The sequence below is a fragment of the Dyadobacter chenhuakuii genome (assembly GCF_023821985.2).
GTDB classification, from domain to species: domain Bacteria; phylum Bacteroidota; class Bacteroidia; order Cytophagales; family Spirosomataceae; genus Dyadobacter; species Dyadobacter chenhuakuii.
In genome coordinates this window covers 1-16,350 of record NZ_CP098805.1, presented here as the reverse complement: position 1 = coordinate 16,350, position 16,350 = coordinate 1, and the positions used below count along the sequence as shown (strand labels likewise).

General features: G+C 45.6%; 15 protein-coding genes. 9 read left to right on the top strand and 6 right to left on the bottom strand.

The window, feature by feature from the left end:
- Nucleotide 1: 1 nt before the first annotated feature.
- Nucleotides 2-493: a (2Fe-2S)-binding protein gene (locus NFI80_RS00075; RefSeq protein ID WP_255699215.1), complete on the bottom strand. Its 492-nt coding sequence runs from the start codon at nt 491-493 to the stop codon at nt 2-4.
- 175 nt (nt 494-668) lie between these two features.
- Here NFI80_RS00075 and NFI80_RS00070 point away from each other — a divergent pair, with 175 nt between their 5' ends.
- Nucleotides 669-1,904 carry a DUF819 family protein gene (locus NFI80_RS00070; RefSeq protein WP_235164219.1) on the top strand — a complete coding sequence of 412 codons (1,236 nt, stop codon included), beginning with the start codon at nt 669-671 and terminating at the stop codon, nt 1,902-1,904.
- A 1-nt stretch (nt 1,905) separates the two neighbouring features.
- Here the strand turns inward: NFI80_RS00070 and NFI80_RS00065 are convergent, their stop codons facing one another.
- A complete protein-coding gene (locus NFI80_RS00065; protein WP_235164218.1) occupies nt 1,906-2,667 on the bottom strand; it encodes an MBL fold metallo-hydrolase in 762 nt (253 codons plus the stop codon).
- Nucleotides 2,668-2,672: 5 nt separating this feature from the next.
- Complete coding sequence (locus NFI80_RS00060) at nt 2,673-3,050, bottom strand: response regulator (protein WP_082215385.1); 378 nt, start codon at nt 3,048-3,050, stop codon at nt 2,673-2,675.
- Nucleotides 3,051-3,236: 186 nt separating this feature from the next.
- Here NFI80_RS00060 and NFI80_RS00055 point away from each other — a divergent pair, with 186 nt between their 5' ends.
- The 6 genes from NFI80_RS00055 to NFI80_RS00030 all read left to right on the top strand — a co-directional run bounded on the left by NFI80_RS00055 (nt 3,237) and on the right by NFI80_RS00030 (nt 10,392).
- Nucleotides 3,237-3,896 (top strand): DUF1684 domain-containing protein, encoded by a 660-nt coding sequence (locus NFI80_RS00055; RefSeq protein ID WP_235164217.1) that lies wholly within the window; start codon nt 3,237-3,239, stop codon nt 3,894-3,896.
- Between the two features lie 134 nt (nt 3,897-4,030).
- Complete coding sequence (pheT, locus tag NFI80_RS00050; protein ID WP_235164216.1) at nt 4,031-6,460, top strand: phenylalanine--tRNA ligase subunit beta; 2,430 nt, start codon at nt 4,031-4,033, stop codon at nt 6,458-6,460.
- Nucleotides 6,461-6,495: 35 nt separating this feature from the next.
- Nucleotides 6,496-6,840, top strand: a complete 345-nt coding sequence (locus NFI80_RS00045) for a hypothetical protein (protein ID WP_026631579.1) — start codon at nt 6,496-6,498, stop codon at nt 6,838-6,840.
- Nucleotides 6,837-7,148, top strand: coding sequence for a cell division protein ZapA (gene zapA, locus NFI80_RS00040; RefSeq protein WP_233796891.1), 312 nt, complete (start codon nt 6,837-6,839; stop codon nt 7,146-7,148). The genes NFI80_RS00045 and zapA overlap by 4 nt, the downstream gene beginning before the upstream one ends.
- A 122-nt stretch (nt 7,149-7,270) precedes the next feature.
- On the top strand, nt 7,271-8,842 hold the full coding sequence (rny, locus tag NFI80_RS00035; RefSeq protein WP_026631581.1) for a ribonuclease Y: 1,572 nt from the start codon (nt 7,271-7,273) through the stop codon (nt 8,840-8,842).
- 14 nt (nt 8,843-8,856) lie between these two features.
- Nucleotides 8,857-10,392, top strand: a complete 1,536-nt coding sequence (locus NFI80_RS00030) for a P-loop NTPase family protein (RefSeq protein WP_235164215.1) — start codon at nt 8,857-8,859, stop codon at nt 10,390-10,392.
- 79 nt (nt 10,393-10,471) lie between these two features.
- On the opposite strand, the gene recA is transcribed toward NFI80_RS00030, so the two are convergent.
- Nucleotides 10,472-11,539 carry a recombinase RecA gene (recA, locus tag NFI80_RS00025; RefSeq protein ID WP_026631583.1) on the bottom strand — a complete coding sequence of 356 codons (1,068 nt, stop codon included), beginning with the start codon at nt 11,537-11,539 and terminating at the stop codon, nt 10,472-10,474.
- A gap of 339 nt (nt 11,540-11,878) precedes the next feature.
- Between recA and NFI80_RS00020 the strand changes: the two genes are divergently transcribed.
- Both NFI80_RS00020 and NFI80_RS00015 read left to right on the top strand, forming a co-directional pair.
- Entirely contained in the window at nt 11,879-12,943 is a 1,065-nt protein-coding gene (locus tag NFI80_RS00020) for an aminopeptidase (protein WP_235164214.1), read from the top strand.
- Nucleotides 12,944-12,956: 13 nt separating this feature from the next.
- Entirely contained in the window at nt 12,957-13,763 is an 807-nt protein-coding gene (locus NFI80_RS00015; protein WP_026631585.1) for a DUF3108 domain-containing protein, read from the top strand.
- Here NFI80_RS00015 and NFI80_RS00010 read toward each other — a convergent pair.
- Complete coding sequence (locus NFI80_RS00010; protein WP_235164213.1) at nt 13,738-14,742, bottom strand: hypothetical protein; 1,005 nt, start codon at nt 14,740-14,742, stop codon at nt 13,738-13,740. The genes NFI80_RS00015 and NFI80_RS00010 overlap by 26 nt on opposite strands.
- Nucleotides 14,743-14,792: 50 nt before the next feature.
- Nucleotides 14,793-16,220: a chromosomal replication initiator protein DnaA gene (gene dnaA, locus NFI80_RS00005; protein WP_233796895.1), complete on the bottom strand. Its 1,428-nt coding sequence runs from the start codon at nt 16,218-16,220 to the stop codon at nt 14,793-14,795.
- Nucleotides 16,221-16,350 lie beyond the last annotated feature (130 nt).

Sequence of the window (16,350 nt, the reverse complement as noted above, 5' to 3'; positions counted from 1 at the left end):
GTTAACGCTTTCCAATGCCGTTTTCCGAAACTTTCATCTCCTCGGCAGCCCGGTGAATGGCTTTCCTGATGCGATCATATGTGCCGCACCGGCATAGGTTTCCGCTCATAGCCGCATCAATGTCGGCATCTGTTGGATTGGGTTTGGATTTGAGAAGCGCCGCGGCAGACATGATCTGGCCCGACTGACAGTAACCACATTGCGGGACCTGCTCTTCGATCCAGGCTTTTTGAAGCACATTCATCTTGCCATCTCCGATGCCTTCGATGGTGGTGATCTTATCATTTTTACCCACGCCCGAAACCGGCAGCTGGCAGGAGCGCGTTGGCTCTCCGTTCAGATGCACCGTGCAGGCTCCGCACAGGGCCATTCCACAGCCGAACTTAGTGCCTTTTAACCCGGCAAAATCGCGGACAACCCATAGCAAAGGCATATCGGGCTCGACATCAACTTTTACCTTCTTTCCATTCAGTGATAGATTGTATATCGCCATAGTAAAATATTATTAACATTAATCGCAAAAATGACCATCTAAATTACGAAAAAGGAAATTTTTTCAAATTTATATTTCGCAAAACCAGCGTTTTACGTGATAAGCGGACAAATGACTTTCGTCGGGACAAAAAACAACGTTAATTTTACCCGATTTCATTTCCCAGACCCTATTTATGATTACAAACGACGCAGTTGTTCTTGGTTTGTTAATGCTGATTTTAGCTGCTATTTTTTATACAGCTTCTGATGGTAACGCTGCCTGGAAGCGGTTTTATGCAATAGTCCCTCCGCTGTTGCTTTGCTATTTTATTCCCGGCCTGCTGAATTCGTTTGGCATTGTAAATGGTCAGACCTCGCAGCTTTATCCGGTTATTTCCAAATATTTTCTTCCCGCTTGCCTTGTCTTTTTTACGATCGGCATGGACTGGCGCTCATTGAGCCGGTTAGGGCCAAAAGCGTTGATTGCTATGCTGGTAGGAACGCTGGGCATTATGATCGGCGGGCCATTTGCTTTGTGGATCGTGGGGCTGATCAGTCCGCAGACTGTGGCCGGCGAAGGCGCCGATGCGGTTTGGCGCGGGCTTGCCACCATTGCCGGAAGTTGGATCGGCGGCGGGGCTAACCAGACTGCATTAAGGGAAGTTTTTCAGCCCAGCGACGCGCTGTTTTCACAAATGGTGGCCGTGGATGTGCTTGTTGCAGAGCTATGGATGGCATTTCTGATTTACGGCGCAGGAAATGCCGCCAGGATCGACCGCTGGCTCGGCGCTGACAGCCGGCCCATTGAGCTGATAAAGCAACATCTTGATATACAAAACAAAACCAACGAGAACACGCCTGCCATGCGGGATTATATTTTCCTGGGAGCAGCAGGCTTCGGTGCCACGGGAGCAGCCCACTTTCTGGCAGACATTATCACGCCCTATCTGTCCAGAAACTATCCTTTTTTAGATAAATACAGCCTTACCTCGCCCTTTTTCTGGGTGGTAACCATTGCTACATTCATTGGCATCGCGCTTTCGCTGACGCCTGTCCGAAAACTGGAACATGTGGGCGCCTCCAAGCTCGGTTCGGTGTTCCTATATGTGCTGGTAGCCACGATCGGAATGCAGATGGATCTGGGTGCGGTGGCCGGGAATCCCGGACTTTTTGCTATTGGCCTGATCTGGATATTGACGCATGCGATTATTTTGGTGCTGGTTTGCAAATGGCTTAAAATCCCTTTCTTTTTTCTGGCGGTGGGAAGTCAGGCGAACGTGGGCGGTTCGGCTTCGGCGTCTGTGGTAGCTGCTGCCTTTCACCCCTCACTGGCAACAGTCGGAGTTTTGCTTGCGATTCTGGGCTATGCAATCGGCACTTATGGGGGTTATCTTACGGCGCTGGTTATGCAATGGATCAGTGAGGGCTGACCTACAAATCCAGCACTAGGCCGTCATAGGCCAGATGTACATGAGCAGGCAGCTCATTTTCAATATCGGCATGCTTTCCTAGTTTATGGCTCATATGCACCAGATAGGCCTTTGGAACTTGCAGTTTTTCAATCAGTTCCAAAGATTGGGATAATGTAAAATGAGAAAGATGCGGCTCTTTTTGCAGCGTATCCAAAACGAGGACCTTTGATCCAATGATCTTTTGCTGCTCTTTTTCAGCAATAAGATTGGCATCGGTAATGTAAGTAAAATCACCAACCCGGTAGCCGTAAACCGGCAACTTGTGGTGCATGGCCTCAATAGGCGTAAATTTTACACCCTGCACATCAAATGGCTCATTATCAATGTTATGAAGCTCAAAGTGCGGCACGCCCGGATATCTTTTCTCAGAAAAAGCGTAGGCGAACTCGTTTTGGATCTGCATTAAAACAGATTCTCTTCCGTAAAGCGGAATATCACGCTGACTGCGGTGGTTGAATGCACGGATATCGTCAAGTCCGGCGGTGTGGTCCTTGTGCTGATGCGTAAAAATAGCTGCGTCCAGGTCCTTTACATTGGCCCGGAGCATCTGCTGACGAAAGTCGGGACCGGTGTCAATAACGAAAGATCTGCCATCAACCTGGATCCAAACGGAAGTCCTTAAACGCTTGTCGCGCGGGTCATCAGATCGGCAAACGGCACATTCACAGGCAATAACCGGTATTCCCTGTGATGTGCCGGTCCCTAAAAATGTAATCCTCATCAGGTTTATTCTGTCAAATGCGCGACCACTTCAACCAGACGGTCAAAATTCAAAGGTTTCATCAGCGCATCGTCAAATCCTGCTTGTTTAAAGTCTTCTTCCGAATAGTTTTTGGCGTTTCCGGTAATGGCAACGATGGGCGTTTTGGCCTTTTTCTCGTTAGGCAATTTGCGGATGCTTCTTGCGCACTCCATTCCATCCATCACAGGCATATTGATATCCAGCAAAATAATATCGAAATCCTCTTTTTCAAGAAGCTGCAAAACCTGCTCTCCGTTTTTGACAGAAGTGATCTCGTAATGTTGAAATTCCAGAATCTTCCTTGCCAGATTTTGAATAACTGAGCTGTCTTCGGCAATGAGTACTCGCTTGGTGTATGACATATGATGGGTCAGGTATTGTGTTTAATAATTAGCCAGGCTCAATTTAGGGATATTTCATCCAAAGTCGCAACCCGGCGCGGTGCGAAGATTCAAAATTATCATAAAAAAGTAAATAAACATCTTATACTTTTTCAAAGCACACTTTCGGGTGTAAGTTTGTGATCCGTTCAAAAATTTCGAAGTCTCATGTTTAAAAATAAGGTAATCCGGTACAGCACAATCGCGATGGTAATTGCGATCCTGGCCTATTTTGTAGTCGAAAATTTCTCTATTGGAGGCCTTAATGGAGCCAGCGAAGATCAGATCGCCAGCAACCCCGAGCAATACAAAACGACCATACTCAACGAGCGCGCGGCCAAAGACGAGCAGTTCCGCACCACCGAGGACTCTCCCATCGCAGACAAAGAAAGCTTCCACGGCCTGCATTACTTTGCACCCGACCTCACCTATCGCATCAAGGCCAATATTTCTCCTTATATGAATGATGATAAGGAAGTTGTAGTGAAATACACGGACGGGACGTCGGAGAAATATGAGAAGTATGGTTATGCCAATTTCAAGATTGGCGACCAGGAGCAGAAGCTGTTATTGCTTAAAAATGAAAGCGTTATCTCCGTCCTTTTCAAAGACGCAACCAGCGGAAAGGAAACGTATGGTGGCGGCCGCTACCTGGATTATCCCGTTTCTGAAATCAAAAACAATGTAATTGTTCTGGATTTTAACAAAGCGTATAACCCTTACTGCGTTTACCAGGAAAGTTACGCCTGCCCCGTTCCGCCCCAGGAAAATACGCTTTCTGTGGCCATTTTGGCTGGCGAGCAGCTCGAATCGGCTGTTCATAATTGAGCCGCTTTACGCTTTTTGTGTTTTGTTAAAAAAACCAATGACTATTTCAAGTCTGACGGCGCTGTTCGACTTAAATCCTTAATTTTGTAATTCGGCTTAAATGTCGGTTGAAAACCTTTTTTGAAAGCATTCGCATGAAGATCTCCTATAAGTGGCTTAAAGAATTAATAGAAATAACAGAATCTCCGGAAGAAATCGGCAAAATACTGACCGCAACCGGACTGGAAGTTGAAAGCATTGAGGAGATTGAATCCATCAAAGGAGGTCTGCAAGGCGTTGTGATCGGTGAGGTGCTTACCCGCGAAAAACATCCGGAAGCAGACCGTTTGAGCCTTACGACTGTTGATGTAGGTGGTGAAAATCCATTATCCATTGTTTGCGGCGCGGCTAATGTGGCTGCCGGTCAGAAAGTAGTGGTAGCAACCGTAGGCGCAACATTATATCCGATGGGAAGCGACCAGCCATTGGTTTTGAAGAAATCAAAAATCAGAGGCGCTTTGTCGGAAGGAATGATCTGCGCAGAAGATGAGTTAGGCGTCGGCTCGTCGCATGACGGCATTTTGGTGCTGGACACCGATCTTCCCAACGGCACACCGGCCAGCGAATATTTTGGTATTTCTTCTGATTATTTAATAGAAATCGGCCTTACGCCTAACCGTGCAGACGCTGCATCGCATTATGGGGTTGCACGTGATCTGAAAGCCTATTTTAATCGCGATATAAAACTTCCGTCCGTTGATGCTTTTGCAATCAACAACGAAAACCTGCCATTTGAAGTCGAAGTACGCAATTCGGAAGCGGCGCCACGATATGCCGGCCTGACCATCACCGGTTTGAAGGTAGCCGAATCGCCCGAGTGGCTTAAACAACGACTGGCAACAATCGGAATCCGCTCGATTAATAACATTGTAGACATTACAAATTTCATCTGCCATGAGCTGGGCCAGCCCATGCATGCTTTTGATGCAGATAAGGTTACCGGCAACAAGGTGATCGTTACCACCCTTCCGGCCGGGACAACATTCGTGACGCTGGATGGCGTGGAAAGGAAGCTTTCGGATTCCGATCTTATGATCTGCAATGCAGGCACAGGCGGCAATCCGGAGCCTATGTGCATTGCCGGGGTTTTTGGCGGGCTCACTTCTGGTGTCACTAGTGAAACCACTTCCATATTCCTTGAATCTGCCTATTTCTCTCCTGTATGGGTGCGTAAAACAGCACAGCGGTTTGCATTAAAAACGGATTCTTCCTTCCGCTTTGAGCGGGGAACGGACCCTAATATGCCTTTGTATGCATTGAAAAGGGCAGCATTACTGATCCAGGAAATTGCAGGCGGCACCGTTTCGTCCAACATTACAGACATTTACCCAGATCCGGTTGCGGATTTTGAAGTGAAAATGACTTACCGCAACATTGACAGGTTGATTGGTAAATCATTGGATAAAACACTTATTACTAACATTCTGAATGGCCTGGACATTAAAATTCAGGACCAAACCGAAGCTGGCTTTACTGCTATCGTGCCGCCTTACCGCGTAGACGTGCAAAGGGAAGCCGATGTGATCGAGGAAATCCTGCGCATTTACGGTTTTGGCCAAGTGGAGCTTTCCGATGCGCTTAGCTCTGATTACTTGTCTGATTTCCCCGTTAACGATCCTGAAAAACTGAAACTGCGCGTTGCTGAACTGCTGGTAGCGAATGGTTTCAACGAAATGATCAACAATTCGCTGACAAAACCTGATTACCACATTTCAATTGCAGAAAGCATTCAGGGGAATCCGGTCAAAATCCTGAATTATCTGAGCGAAGATCTGTCCGTAATGCGTCAGACGCTGATTTTTTCCGGTTTGGAGGTCATAGCTTACAATAGCAACCGCCGCCAAAAGGATTTGAAGCTTTTTGAATTTGGTAAAACCTATAATGAGATCAGCGAAAAATATGTGGAGAAAGAAAGACTGGCTGTTTTCCTGACGGGCAACATCGGACAGGAAAGCTGGTTTGAAAAGTCGCGCGAAGTCGTTTTCCATGATCTGGCAGGCTTTGTAATGCAGGTTTTATCAGCGGTTAAGATCAGGGATGTGGAAAGGACTGAGGCGGATGCGGCGATTTTTAAGTTTGGAACAACATTAACATTAAACCGCAAGCCTGTTGTCACATTTGGACAACTCCAAGCGGCTATTGCTAAAAAGCTTGATATTAAGGCGCCTGTTTTTTACGCAGATTTTGATTGGGATTATATGCTCAAACAATACGATGCGTTTGTTCAGTACAAAGAAGTGCCGAAGTTTCCCGAAGTGCGCCGGGATCTTTCGGTTGTGGTTGACAAGAAAATTACGTTTGACGAGTTGCGCCAGATCGCCTATAAGACGGAAAGGCAGCTTTTGCGCGCAGTAAACGTGTTTGATGTGTATGAAGGCGCGAATCTGGAAGGTAAGAAATCGTATTCCGTGAGCTTTATTTTACAGGACGATCAGCAAACATTGACCGACAAAGTGATTGACAAAACCATGCAGCGGTTGATTTCTGCTTACGAAAGGGAATTTGAGGCCGTGATAAGGAAATAAGAGTTTTGGTTGACAGCATTATTAAGGCCAAAAAAATGGAAAGGAGCATCGAGCGCATCATTGAGCATAAGTTGACCGACCTTGAGAAAAAACTCGAGTTCCTGATCAACATTAAAGAGAAACTAAACTGGTCAATATCAGAGCTGCAACGCGAAAATGCGGAACTGCGTGCATCGAATAACCAACTCAAGGAAGAAGCAAAAGAAATAAAGAAAAAATACACTAGTTTGGAAAAAGACTTTAATAAGTCTAAAAGTTTCGCTAAAATTGTCACTAGTAAACTGACACCAACAAGCGGAATCGCCGAACTGAAAGACTCAGTTGAAAGATATATACAAGAGATCGATAAGTGCATAGAATTGCTTGAAGATACCTTATGAAAAAAAATAACATACCCAATCCGGACGTTTCTGTCTTTATAAAACTGCTGGACAGGGGTTTCAAACTGAGCGTTCCGGCGGATCAGGAGAAATTCTACAGGGATGGGTATGAGGTGTTCATGCAACGCGTGCAGCAGCATAAATTAAAGGGAAAAGTTTACGGTGACATTGAAGCAATTGCACTTACTTCTATTGAATGCCTTGTAGCATTACAACGGAACCAGGAGCAAATGGACAATTTGGTGATGGCTTTTAAAAACAGGGTAGAAAAGCTTGATGAAACCATTACCAGCGCAATAGAAAGCTAAAAGCTCAACACCACAAAACCTTTATTTTATACGGATTACTCTTTATCTTCTTTCAATACTTCCACCTTCGGCATTTTCACGCGGTTTAGTCGGTAAAACCAACTATATATAACCTTACTGAAATGTCAAATTCATTAATTTTCATCCTTGTCCTGTCCGACATTATCGCCATTGGTGTGGGGATTTTCGCAGGAAAATTCATTTTTCAGAGGTCGTTTGACCAGAAAGAAAAGGAAGCGCAGGAGCGCGCAGCCGAAATTCTCCGTAATGCCGAAAGTGCTGCTGAAAACATAAAGAAAGACCGAATCCTTGAAGCCAAGGAAAAATACCTGAGACTTAAAGGTGAGTTTGAAGAGGATGCCAACAAGAAACGCGTGATCCTTCAAACCAACGAACAGAAATTAAAACAACGCGAGCAAAGCCTTAACCAGACCATTGAGGCAAACAAGCGCCGTGAAAACGAGCTGGAAGCGCTGAAAACAAACTTGAACTCGCAACTCGAAACGGCCACGAAACGCCGCGAAGAAGCAGAAAAGTCACTTGCACAACAGGTTACCCAATTAGAAAAAATCGCGAACCTTACCGCTGATCAGGCGCGTGAGCAGTTGATAGACGCATTAAAAGCAGAGGCTGATACAAGGGCCGGATCGTATGTAAAAAGTGCGATGGAAGAAGCCCGCCTTACTGCCACCAAAGAAGCTAAAAAGATCGTTATCGAGACCATCCAGCGCACGGCTGCTGAACATGCGATTGAAAACTGCGTTTCTGTTTTCAACATTGAAAACGACGATATTAAAGGAAAGATCATCGGCCGGGAGGGACGTAACATTCGTGCCCTGGAAGCTGCAACGGGCGTTGAGATCATTGTAGACGATACCCCGGAAGCGATTGTCATCTCCGGATTTGACCCTGTAAGGAGAGAAATTGCCAGACTTTCGCTGCACCGCCTGGTTCAGGACGGAAGGATCCACCCGGCCAGAATTGAAGAAGTTGTTGCCAAAACACGCAAGAACATTGACGATGAAATAGTTGAGATCGGCGAAAGGACTGTAATCGACATGGGCATTCACGGACTTCACCCTGAGCTTGTTAAAATGATCGGCCGCATGCGTTTCCGGTCTTCTTACGGACAAAACCTGCTGCAACATTCACGTGAAGTGGCAAAGCTATGCGCTACGATGGCTTCCGAGCTGGGTTTGAATACGAAACTGGCGAAAAGAGCCGGTCTGCTGCATGATATTGGTAAAGTCTGGCCGGAAGAATCCGACCTTCCACACGCAATATTAGGGATGGAGCTTGCCAAGAAATACAAAGAAAACCCTGAGGTGTGCAACGCCATTGGTGCCCACCACGACGAAATTGAAATGACAAGCATCCTTTCCCCGATCATTCAGGTGTGTGATGCGATTTCAGGATCTCGCCCGGGAGCACGCAGGGAAATGATGGAGTCTTACATTCAAAGGCTGCGTGATCTTGAAAACATGGCATTGTCGTTTGACGGTGTTGAAAAATGTTATGCGATCCAGGCCGGCCGCGAGCTGCGCGTGATCATTGATGCAGATAATGTTTCGGATGAAAAGGCAGGGATGCTTTCTTTTGATATTTCACAAAAAATTGAAAAAGAAATGCAGTATCCCGGACAAATTAAAATTACAGTAATCCGTGAGATGCGTTCAGTAGCGTATGCGCGTTAATCAGCCAAAAATACATGAGTTACTCACTTCTTAGTAGTTCAGAGCTGTTGGATATCCAAACGCTTGGTGAACTGAAAAAAGCAGGTTATCAATCCCGTTCCATTAAACAGGAACTGCGTGACAACCTGATCGTTAAGATTAAAAGCAAAGAAAATATTTTTCCCGGCATCTGGGGTTATGAGGAAACGGTCATTCCCGACGTGGAACGTGCCATCCTTTCGATGCACAACATTAACTTCCTGGGGTTACGCGGGCAAGCCAAGACGCGTATTGCCAGAATGATGATCAGTCTTCTGGATGAATACATCCCGTATGTAAAGGATTCGGAGCTGCATGACGATCCATTGGAGCCATTATCCCGTTTTGCAAAAGACGCTATTGAAGAATATGGCGACCAGACAGAAATTGCCTGGCTGCACAGAAGCGAGCGTTATACCGAGAAGCTGGCAACGCCGGACGTCTCTGTGGCCGACCTTATCGGTGATGTGGACCCTATCAAGGCCGCAACATTGAAATTGCCTTATTCGGACGAAAGGGTGATCCACTTCGGGCTTATTCCCCGTTCACATCGCGGCATTTTCGTGATTAACGAGCTTCCCGATTTACAGGCCAGGATCCAGGTTGCACTTTTCAATATTTTGCAGGAAGGCGACATTCAGATCCGTGGGTTCAAATTGCGTTTGCCGCTGGATATCCAGTTTGTTTTCACTGCCAACCCGGAAGACTATACCAACCGCGGAAGCATTGTAACCCCACTGAAAGACCGTATCGAAAGCCAGATCGTAACGCATTATCCGAAAACAATTGAAACGGGTAAGAAAATTACAGAACAGGAAGCGATTGTTAAAACGGAGCAAGTGGGCATGATCAAGGTCAATGAGCTTGCTAAAACATTGATCGAGCAGATTGCATTTGAAGCAAGAGAAAGCGAATATGTGGACAGCAAAAGTGGTGTGTCTGCACGTTTGACGATTTCAGCTTATGAAAGCCTTTTGAGCACGGCGGAGAGGCGAGCGCTGATCAACAGGGAGGAAAGCACTTACGTGCGGATTTCTGACCTTTATGGCGTTGTTTCTGCCATTTGTGGAAAGGTTGAGCTTGTTTATGAAGGCGAGGTTGAAGGACCCGTTATCGTGGCTCAAAACCTGATTGGAAAAGCGATCCGTACACAGTTCCTTAACTTTTTCCCGGATCCGGAAAAGAGCAAGAAAAGCAAGATCAACCCATACGCGAAAGTGATCGAATGGTTTGGCTCAGGCAATGAAATGGAAATGCCTGGCGATATGACCGATCGCGAGTATATGGCGCGGTTGAAAACCATTGACGGACTGGACGATTTCGTGGATATGCTCAGCGCTTATTCAGGAGTGGAAGAAAAGCTGTTTATGATGGAATTCGCATTGCACGGCATGGCGGAGTTCTCGCTGATCGGGAAAATGTCTTTGGATCAGGGAATGAAATTTCAGGACCTGGTTAGCAGCATGTTCTCCGGACCGGGAGAAGATGATTATGATTTCGAGGACGACGATGATGATCGAAAACCATTTTGATATATAATAAAAAATGCCCGGCAAACACCGGGCATTTTCTTTATAAGCTATTACAGAATCAGAAGCTATTCCTCCAACATCAAAGCGGAGCGCCTTCGTCTACAACATTAGGCTCGCTCGTGTCAATCAGCGCATCCGGCTCGTTGTTGACCTTCGCGCGAACTTTCGCTTCCAGTTCGTCCATTAACTCGGGATTGTCCTTAATAAGGGCTTTCACGGCGTCACGGCCCTGTCCAAGACGGTTACCGTCGTAGCTAAACCATGAACCCGCTTTTTTAACGATATCCAGCTCAACTGCAAGGTCGATGATCTCCCCTACTTTGGAAATTCCTTCACCGTACATAATATCAAATTCCACAACTTTGAAAGGCGGCGCAACTTTGTTTTTCACAACCTTCACACGTGTACGGTTACCCAGGATCTGGTCAGCGCTTTCTTTGATTTGACCCACACGACGGATATCCAAACGCACAGAAGCATAGTATTTCAATGCATTACCACCCGTTGTAGTCTCAGGGTTACCGAACATTACGCCGATCTTCTCACGCAACTGGTTGATGAAAATACAGCAGCATCCGGTTTTGTTGATTACACCCGTAAGCTTACGCAATGCCTGAGACATCAAACGAGCCTGTAAGCCCATCTTACTGTCACCCATTTCACCTTCAAGCTCAGCGCGCGGCACAAGTGCTGCAACAGAGTCAATAACAATGATATCAACAGCACCGCTGCTGATCAGGTGTTCTGCGATTTCCAATGCCTGCTCACCGCTGTCTGGCTGTGAGATCAGCAAGTTGCTTGTATCAATGCCTAATTTCTCAGCATAGGACCTGTCGAATGCGTGCTCTGCATCAATGAATGCTGCAAGTCCGCCTTTTTTCTGAGCCTCGGCAATGCAGTGCATCGATAATGTTGTCTTACCGGACGATTCCGGTCCGTAGATTTCCACAACACGGCCACGCGGAACGCCTCCTACTCCAAGTGCCAGGTCCAGCCCCAGCGAACCTGTTGAAATAACAGGAATGTCCAAAACCTTACTGTCGCTCAGGCGCATTACTGTGCCTTTTCCGTAGGTTTTGTCCAGCTTTTCGAGCGTGGTTTGTAGTGCTTTTAGTTTGTTGTCTTTATCAGTGGTTGGTTGTGCCATAAAAACGGTTACAATAATTTAGTTTGTTCATAAAAAAGCGGCTTCTGATTCCAAAAACCGCTAGATACTTGGTCTTTTTGTTGTGTAAAAATACCAAATTCCAAGCAAAAATCCAACGGGTTTTTCTTTTAAAAATATAATTTCAGGCATGATAAATACAGATAATATCAAGCGGATTTTACAACTTAGGACATTGGATTATTCTGCGTCGCGAATCATTTACCCACCGGCTTTTTGCCAGGATAAACGGTGAATAATTAATGGCCTATTTCTATAATTTTGCAGCGCAATGATCTGTTGTAGAGATTCATTCCGACTACTTACTTAATTACCGCGTTTGTGTTTAAAAAGATTTTTATTGCCATCATAGTGCTTTGCGTCCTTGCAGGGATTTATTATCGTGATCTGCTCAGCTATGGCTGGATGCAGGCTTCCGGTCAGGTGAAGATCCTTATGAATGTGGAGGAAGTAACCGACGTGCTCGCCGATCCTTCATTCCCCGATTCGCTTAAAGCAAGGATCCGGCTGATCGAGGAAATCAAAAAATTCGGCGTCGATTCACTCGGGCTGACGCCTTCAAAAAACTACACAACGTTCTATAATCAGCATGGAAAACCATTGATCTGGCTCATTACAGCATCAGAAAAATATAAAATCGAACCCTACAAATGGCAATTTCCTATCATTGGTAGTTTTCCTTACAAAGGTTTTTTTGATTCCACACGTGCGGTAAATGAAGAGCGTGAACTGATCAAGCAGGGCCTGGATACGGATATCGGAGATGTCTCGGCGTGGTCTACACTGGGTTACCTGAAAGACCCTATTTTATCGAGCATGCTGAACCGGCGGGTGGGAAGTCTTGCTAATCTGATCCTGCACGAGCTCACGCATGGAACGCTTTTTGTGAAAAATAATCTGGAACTGAATGAGAACCTGGCCAGTTTTATCGGCGACCAGGGCGCTATACGCTTTTTGAAGTTCAAGTATGGTCTGGATTCACCAGAATTACGTACATACGAATATTCAAAAAAGTACAATGATGCCTATTCGCAGCACATGCTCAGGGGAATAAGCCGGTTGGATAGTCTCTATAAGACGTTCGGGACAAACCCCGTCGCCAGCGCGCATTACGATTCTTTGAAGACGGCGCTCATTGCCAACATCTTTGAAGACGCAGATACACTGCTTTCGGGGAAACGGACGTTAACAAACAAAAATCGTGGGGCGCCGGGCCGCCGGGCGGGCCGCTGGCCTGACGGGAAGTTACCGAATAATGCATATTTCATCAGTTATCAGACTTATAAGTCGAAACAGGACATTTTTAAAATTGAGTTTGAACAAAAATTTGGAGGAAATATCAAGAAATACCTGACCTATTTGAAAGAAAAATATCCCTCTCTATAATTACCGTTTTAGCATGAAGAGATCGTACATCGTTATAATTGCTTTAATCACCTTTTCGCTTTTTTTCTCATTTCGGCAGTTTGAAGAGCAGGCAGCTCAGAACAGGGTTATCAATAACAAGAGCTTTGGGACGGGCGAAAGGGTCGAATACAGAGTGCATTACGGGTTTATCAATGCTGCCGAAGCCAAAGTAGAAGTAGGTAAGTCGGTTTCCATGATTAACAACCGGCCCTGCTACCGGGTCAATGTGTCGGGACGTACAGTAGGCGCGTTCGACCTCATTTCACGGGTGCGCGACACGTGGAGGTCATACATTGACACAACGGCGATCCTGCCGCATATGTTTGAGCGTCAGATCCAGGAAAACAAATATCGCAAGGACGAGCGCGTCATGTTCAACCACCACAGGGACCAGGCCGTCGCAAGTGTGAAGGACGAGACCAAAACCTACAATGTCCCCAACAACATTCATGACATTATCAGCGGCTATTTTTATCTGAGAACGATCAATTTCGAACGCATTTCCGAAGGCGAAGTCATTGAAGTTCCCACATTTTTCGACGGGGAGGTTTATAAGCTGCGCGTTCGTTATGTGGGAAAAGATGTGATCAAAACCAAATATGGCAAAACCAAAGTGCTCAGGATCAACCCCCTGATTCCTGACAATAAGTTTTTCAAAGGAGAAGGCGCTATGAAATTGTGGGTTTCTGATGATTCTAATAAGATTCCATTGAAAGTTGAAGTGGAACTGAAAATCGGATCTTTGGAGATGGATTTGAAATCATATAAAGGGCTCAAAAAAGACCTTGTCTGGTTCTGAAAAAGCGCTTCCGCCATTCCTGGAAGTGCTTTAAGGGAAACCAAAGCTCATTCCGGCTAATGGCATAAAATGAAACCGGAAAACTTCCGAAGCTAACGTAAAATTGGGCAATGGAACCAACCTCCGGACTTTCGAAGTCGAAGATCAGCGTTTCATCTTGGATGAAACGAAGATAGCGATCCAGCATGAGCGTCCGCGCATTGCCTTTCCTTCCTTTCTGATCCGCTGCATTAAAAAGATAAATTGCTCTTCCTCCAAACCTTACAATGAGTATTCCTGCATGGATATGTCCCGCATGAATATGGTCATTGGATACGCCATAATATAACTCCGCCTGTTGCCTGGCCTTTAAGACGTTAAAAAGTGCCTCCAAACGATTAAATGCATCCGGGTCAATTCCGCCGGGAATGCACGCTGTTTGATTTTCCTTAAATAATTTGATCAATGGCTGAATGTCCGTACTTCTCTGCACCTGCCAGTTATAACCCTTACTACGCACTAAATTCCGCTTTCTGTCTTTGGAATAGCCCGCATCCAGTTGTTGGAGATCACCTTTCAAGTGAAGCCAGTACGTATGCTTTTGTGAAAAATTAAAATCCGGAAAAGTATGAGCTAATGCAGATAACCTGATTGAATTCTCTGGATTGAATTGATAAGATGCTATGTAGGAGAATTCTTTTGAAACAACCCGAAGGAATGATTCCAACTGCAATCCAGAAAGTGGCTTTAAGGAGAATAAACCCAGATATTGGCAAAAAATAGGCTGATAAACTACCTGGAAACCCCATTTCCTGCGAATGGGAATCGGCATGACAATGTTCGGATGCTGAATATTGGGCCAAACAAGCGCCTTCCAGCTTTCACAGACCGTGTCGAGATAGTAAGTTTGAGCGTAAATGACACATTGAAGGGATTCGCGAATGTGTTCATTCCATGTTGCGTCACAGATCTGCGCGCGTTCGATCAGTAATGGCGTCATCGTGTTTTTCAGGTTTAAAATAAGTTTTCAAACCCTTTAGACGCCATTTGTTATTTAAAGTAACTGCGTAATTTTTGCAGCGTTTCTTCCACGTCTGGAGTTTCGCCCATCAGCAGGTTAATGCTTTGAATAGAGTGAATTACCGTGCTGTGGTCGCGGCCACCAAAATGATAACCAATTGATTTCAAAGGCAGATCTGTATATTCTTTGGCCAGAAACATGGCCAATTGACGTGGGTAAACGACTTCTTTTTTCCGGCTTTTGCTTTTCAGATCCGCAATGGTAACCTGGAAAAAGTCGGCGATCACCTCTTGAATCGTATCAATGGTCACCTCTTTATCCTCGTTCATTACAATGTTCCGCAATGTATTTTTGGCCAGCTCCACGTCTATTTCCCGGCGTGTCAGCGAAGCCTGAGCCATCAGGGAAACGATCACACCTTCCAGTTCCCGCACATTGGAATTCACGCTGTGCGCAATGTATTCGATCACATCATAATCGATCGAAATTCCTTCGGATTGGATTTTCTTTTGGATAATGGCAATACGCGTCTCGAAATCAGGCGTTTGCAAATCGGCTGTCAATCCCCATTTAAAGCGGGACAATAACCTGTCCTGCAAGCCCTGCAGCTCGCGCGGCGGCCGGTCACTTGTCATAATGATCTGCTTGCCTAGCTGGTGCAGATGATTAAATATATGGAAGAATGTATCCTGCGTTTTTTCTTTTCCCGATAAAAACTGAACGTCATCAATCGCCAGCACATCCACTTTCATGTAAAAATCGGTGAAGTCCTGTAACGTGTTGTTTTTAATGGAATTAATAAACTGATTGGTAAACTTTTCGGAAGACACATATAACACCAGCTTGTTGTCAAAGTGGTTCATAATGTAATTTCCGATGGCTTGCACAAGGTGCGTTTTGCCCAGCCCTACCCCGCCGTACATCATCAGCGGATTAAATGACGTGAGTCCCGGCCGCTGCGCCACGGCAAATCCTGCGGACCGCGCCAGACGGTTGCAATCGCCTTCGATAAAATTATCAAATGAGTAATTCGGATTCAGGTAAGTGTCCAGGTTCATGGAATCGTGGTCCTTATCCCGGTGATTGGAACCCAGCCTTGGGTCCGTTACAAAATTATCCGGCTTGGAAGAATTTGGAGACTTGGGCGTAGAAACGTTCATCGTAAGCGGCTGATGCTTATCATTACCTTTGTCTACGATAATGGAATACTCCAACAAACCATCCCTCCCGATCGCGTAATCAAGTGCTTTCCTTAAAAGATTGACATAATTATCTTCCAGCCATTCATAGAAAAACTGGCTTGGAACCTGAATCGTAAGCACTTTACCGTAGAGTTTTAAAGGCCGTATCGGTTCAAACCACGTCTTAAAACTTTGATCCGGAATATGCTGCTGAATCACTCTCAGGCAGGCATCCCAGATCTGGTCTACTTCTCTATGTGTGCTAACTCTTTCCAATGTATAAGTTGAGGAATTCAGAATGTCGAAATTTAAAAGGACGGCAAAGATATAAAAATACCTGATCTCTGCAGATTAAAACCAAGGTTCAATTTAATACCCGGGCGGGCTATCTGCAAACCCACAAAAT